The organism is Ilumatobacter sp., from assembly GCF_041688325.1.
Lineage (GTDB): Bacteria > Actinomycetota > Acidimicrobiia > Acidimicrobiales > Ilumatobacteraceae > Ilumatobacter_A.
Window position 1 is genome coordinate 1 of sequence record NZ_JBDNIJ010000459.1, and the last position, 3,084, is coordinate 3,084.

General features: G+C 63.9%; 2 protein-coding genes and 1 pseudogene. 1 reads left to right on the top strand and 2 read right to left on the bottom strand.

Annotation, left to right across the window (positions count from 1 at the left end; genetic code table 11):
- Together ACH2EI_RS22085 and ACH2EI_RS22090 are read right to left on the bottom strand one after the other, a co-directional pair.
- Positions 1 to 1,525, bottom strand: a 1,525-nt coding sequence (locus tag ACH2EI_RS22085) for a SpoIID/LytB domain-containing protein (protein ID WP_395161615.1), incomplete at its 3' end; no start/stop codon positions are given.
- A 98-nt stretch (positions 1,526 to 1,623) separates the two neighbouring features.
- Complete coding sequence (locus ACH2EI_RS22090) at positions 1,624 to 2,079, bottom strand: ribonuclease H (protein WP_395153122.1); 456 nt, start codon at positions 2,077 to 2,079, stop codon at positions 1,624 to 1,626.
- A 151-nt stretch (positions 2,080 to 2,230) separates the two neighbouring features.
- On the opposite strand from ACH2EI_RS22090, the pseudogene ACH2EI_RS22095 reads away from it, so the two are divergent.
- Positions 2,231 to 3,084: pseudogene (locus ACH2EI_RS22095) on the top strand (pyruvate dehydrogenase (acetyl-transferring), homodimeric type); the annotation flags it as partial.

A 3,084-nucleotide genomic window follows, 5' to 3' on the forward strand; every position in this document is an offset into this window, starting at 1 on the left:
GCAGGTTGAAAGCATTTCGGAAATCCCACGAGTTCATCCGCTCACTTCCGGACTTGCCCTGCAAGACGAGGTCGTCGAACCAGATCCCGTCGTATCCCTTGTACTGGCTCGCCGCTGCATTGGTCATCGAAGCTGACGTCAACTGGCCAATCCCGTACTTCGACTCAAGCGTGTCGGCATCGATGACCCGCTTCCAGCGGTGGTTCGGATTCAACAGGGTGTCGTCACCGATGTCGTTGACAGCTGGGAACTCGCCGCCGGCCGTACGGGGCCCATTCGATGCGGAGAACTCGGTCGAAACGAGTTGTCCGGCCTTCGGGTGGCCGCCAGGCCATCGCCGAACCACGTTCGCGGTCGCCGCCACAGCAGCATCGGTACGTGGGTCCTCGCGAACTTCTGCGTTCCCGTTGGCAGCGCCACGCCGTGCAGCACCGCCGTACACCTGGCAGGCCGTTGTATCGCAGGTCGTGGCGTAGCGGGTGGACGTGCCGTCGTAGAAGTAGCTGCGCCGTTGCTCGAGCCCGTACGAGCGGGCCGCGACCGCCTGTGCCCGCAGGGCGTTGGCCCCAGCGCCATTGCCTGCGTCACCCCACGATGCCGACACCTCACGAGGGATCACGCCGCGGACGTAATTCTGGGTACTCACGTCGTTGACCACGCGGTTCCCGGACGACGTACTCAGCACGTCGATCGAGCCGCGGTAATGCGTGATCGACCGCTGAGGTGAACACAGCCCGATGGTGAGTTCTGGGTCGATGCTTCCGTCGCCGTTCGCAATTGTGAAACTCACGGGGTTGGCGGTGGTTGCCACTTCGGTGCCGAGCAGCGAGAAGTCCGACGCTGTGTCGGCAGCGGTGATCGAACGCGCCTTCGCGGCGTCCTCGGGCCCCCAGGTGCCATCGAGCGTGACGCCAACTGCGTTCTGCCAGTCGACCAGGTAGCCGAAGGTCTGGTTGCCGAAATCGCCGTCGATGACAATGCCTCCGGCCGTTGGCTGATACGTCCGCAGGAACTGCTGGATCTGTTCGACCGCCACGCCCTGTGCCCCCCTGGCGATCACTGGCGAGCCGCCGGGGACGATGAGGTTGGATGCGCCGGGGCAGGCCCGGCCAGTCGAGCCCCACACCTCAAATTTGCCGGGAGTGGAGGTCTCTTTGGCGTACATCGAGGCTCGGGTCTGGCCGTTCCAGGTAATCGGCGAGCCATGCGAGATGACGCCGACGGTGTTCTGACCGTCCAGACCGGTGAGCCGCACACGGACCCGTTCCGCTGCGGGCACGGTTCCGGCCTCAGTACCGCCGTAGTAGTGGTCGAGAATCTGTTTCCAGTCCCAGCCGTGGTCGACTGCGTAGCCGTACGCGCCCCACTGGCTCATGCCTCGACCGTGTCCGAAGCCGGTGCCCTCGATCACGATGGCGACGATGTCACCGCCGGCAGCCTGCGTGGGCGCGGGGACAGGCGCGACAACGCTGACCGCAGCGACCGCTCCAGCAACCAGCCATCGACCCCAACTCAGTGTGCGCATGACATCGAATCGTAATGTTGTGCGACGTCCCAGTGACATCATCTCACTGAGGTTTTCGGCACCATGGCCAGGCGGCTGAAGCCACCAGATTCACACGGTCAGGTGCGGCGGGGCACTGCAGCGACGGCGAGTGCGTCGACCAGGTCATTCATCCGGTCGCCGCTGTGACCCTTGACCCATCGGAAGGTGACGTCGCCGGCTTGCACGAGTTCGATCAGTGGTTTCCACAGATCGTCATTCGCAACCGGTTGCTTCTTGGAGTTCTTCCAGCCGTTGCGTTCCCACTTGACCCACCACTTGTCGTTGAAGCACTTGACGACGTACGTGGAGTCGGAGACGATCTCGATCGGTACGGGTGCACCGTGATCGTCGGCCACCGTGGAATAGGTGCGTAGCGCATCGATCACTGCGTAGATTTCCATTCGCTGGTTGGTGGACGCTGCTTCGCCGCCCGAGCCGTTCGGCTCACCTTCGGGCGCCGCGGCCCAGCCCCAACCGCCTGGCCCGGGGTTTCCCTGGCAAGCACCGTCGGTGTAAATCTCGAGTCGACTCATTGCTCTCAACCTAGAGCCGTTCGGGGCCGACTCCCGCCGATGGACCCTCCGGCCGTCCAGTCAGCACCCTGCCTGAACAGTTTCGGACAGTTGCGGACAGTTGCGCGGTCTTGATCGCTACCGCTCGGTAACCCTGCGAGACTGGCTCCGTATGATTTTCGACGGACATGTCCATCAGCTCCCCGACATCGACCCCATCGAAACCGAGGAATGGCTCGACAGCCTCGACGCCGTCGTCGACACGCACGGCAAAAACCGCGCCCGCTATCTGCTGACCCGGCTCATGGCACGGGCGAGCGCCAGCCAGGTGTCGTTCCCAGCCACCGTTTCCACGCCGTACGTCAACACCATCCCGCGCGACGAAGAGCCCTGGTTTCCGGGCGACGAACACATCGAGCGCCGCATCCGCGCCTTCATTCGTTGGAACGCTGCGGCAATGGTCGTCAAGGCCAACAAGGCAGCCGACGGCATCGGCGGCCACCTCTCGACCTTCGCCAGTTCGGCTGCGCTCTACGAGATCGGCTTCAACCACTTCTTTCGCGGCAAGGACGACGGCAACCCTGGCGACCACGTCTATTTCCAGGGCCATGCTGCGCCCGGCGTGTACGCACGCGCCTTTCTCGAAGGCCGCCTGAGCGAAGATGATCTCGATCATTTCCGCCGCGAACTCGGACGCGATGGTCGCGGCCTCAGCTCCTACCCTCACCCGCGCTTGATGCCCGACTTCTGGGAGTTCCCGACCGTGTCGATGGGCCTCGGCTCACTCACGGCTCTGTATCAAGCCCGCTACAACCGCTACCTGCTCAACCGCGAGATCGACGACACCTCGGGCAGCCGCGTGTGGGCGTTCCTCGGTGACGGCGAGTGCGACGAACCCGAAACACTGGGCGCCATCTCCCTTGCATCGCGTGAGCAACTCGACAACCTGGTGTTCGTCGTCAACTGCAACCTGCAGCGCCTCGACGGCCCGGTGCGCGGCAACGGCAAGGTCATCCAAGAACTCGA

Excerpts from the sequence above, each read along its gene's own strand:
- ACH2EI_RS22090 (WP_395153122.1), bottom strand. The coding sequence starts at position 2,079 with ATGAGTCGACTCGAGATTTACACCGACGGTGCTTGCCAGGGAAACCCC.